We start from the raw sequence: 1,364 nt of genomic DNA on the forward strand, positions 1-1,364 counted from the left end.
CAATCCCCGTGCCCCCGAGCGCCCCACGGAGTCCGGGGAGCCCACACATCCTCCTCGCAACGAGCTGAGGCTCCCGGCGCCCTCGTGCGACCCAGCCGCCGAGCCCACCGGCTCGAGCCCACTCCAGGGCCCCCGCGTCGAGCCGGGGACCTACCCTTCCCCCGAGGACGTGCGGCACATCTGCGCCATGAAGGACCTGGTGGTCCGCAACCAGGCGGTGACGCAGAGCTACTCCGACCTGTCCAACGCCGTGGGTCAGCTCCTGGGCACGGAGAACGCCAACTGGTCCACCTTCGCGACCTGGGCCTCGAAGCAGGCCGGCGTGAGCATCCGCGGCGAGGACATGCCCAGGTTCTTCACCGACGTGCTCAAGGGACTCGACGGCGTCACCCGGCCGCTCTCCCAGGTCGACGACCTGCTGCGCAAGCTGGGCCTGCCCGCCCTTCCCCTGGCGGACATCGGCTCAGCCGGCAATGACGCCATCCAGAACGTCAGCCTGGCCATCTCCGAGGGCAACAAGCGGGTGTTCGAGGAGGTGGGCCAGGAGCTCTCCCGCTTCGTGGCGACCTTCCAGGGCGACACCCAGTACGACACGGCGAAAGTCGCGCAGTACCTGAGCGAGTTCCCCGCCGACAAGCCGGTGCTGGAGGAAGCCTTCGGCCACTACGCCCAGGCCATGTTCGAGAAGGACCCGAAGAAGAAAGCCGAGCTGATGCTCCTGGCCAACAACAAGGTGGGGCTGCACGAGCAGCGAAGGCTCCAGCCGCAAATCGAGCAGGCGCTCAACGCCCCCATGAAGGAGACCTTCCACGGCATCCTGCGGCAGACCATCGAGGCGAGCATCAACGCCCTGCTCTTCCCCGCCAACCTCGCGGGCAAGGCCGCGCTGAAGTCAGGCGTGGTGGACGCCGCGCTCGGCCCCGTGGTGGAGCGCATGGCCAGCGCGTTCCGCCGCCTCGCCACCGAGCACATGATGAAGCTGGCCGTTCCCGGAAGCGCGCTGAAGCTGGGCAATGATTTGCCGCCGCCACCGGGCATGGAGTCCACGCTCTTCCCGCCGCACCTGCGCACCATCGAAAGCCCCGAGCTGCGAAAGCTGCTGGCGCAGTTCGACAAGAGCCCGGACAGCCTCGAGGGCTCCGGGGCGGAAGACTGGAGCCGCCTGGACCAGCGGATGAACTACATCATCGACCTCTTCCGCTCGCGTCAGTCAGACCCGGCCCTGTTCGACCCGCCGTTCGGCCAGCGCGTCGCATAGGCTCGACGGCACGGCTGCAACGCCCAGGGACGCAACTTTTTCCGGGTTCAACCGATACTGGAGAAGATGAGTCCCCCCAGAATCGGCTCCCGTGCCCCCGCCCGTC

The 1,364-nt window shown here is 68.0% G+C and carries 1 protein-coding gene; it reads left to right on the plus strand.

Going from position 1 to position 1,364, the window contains the following annotated elements:
- Positions 1-1,258: hypothetical protein (locus tag HV824_RS35755; protein ID WP_255208622.1), on the plus strand; the 1,258-nt coding region annotated here is incomplete at its 5' end.
- Between the last annotated feature and the right edge of the window lie 106 nt (positions 1,259-1,364).

The sequence above is a fragment of the Myxococcus sp. AM009 genome (genome assembly GCF_013372605.1).
GTDB classification, from domain to species: domain Bacteria; phylum Myxococcota; class Myxococcia; order Myxococcales; family Myxococcaceae; genus Myxococcus; species Myxococcus vastator.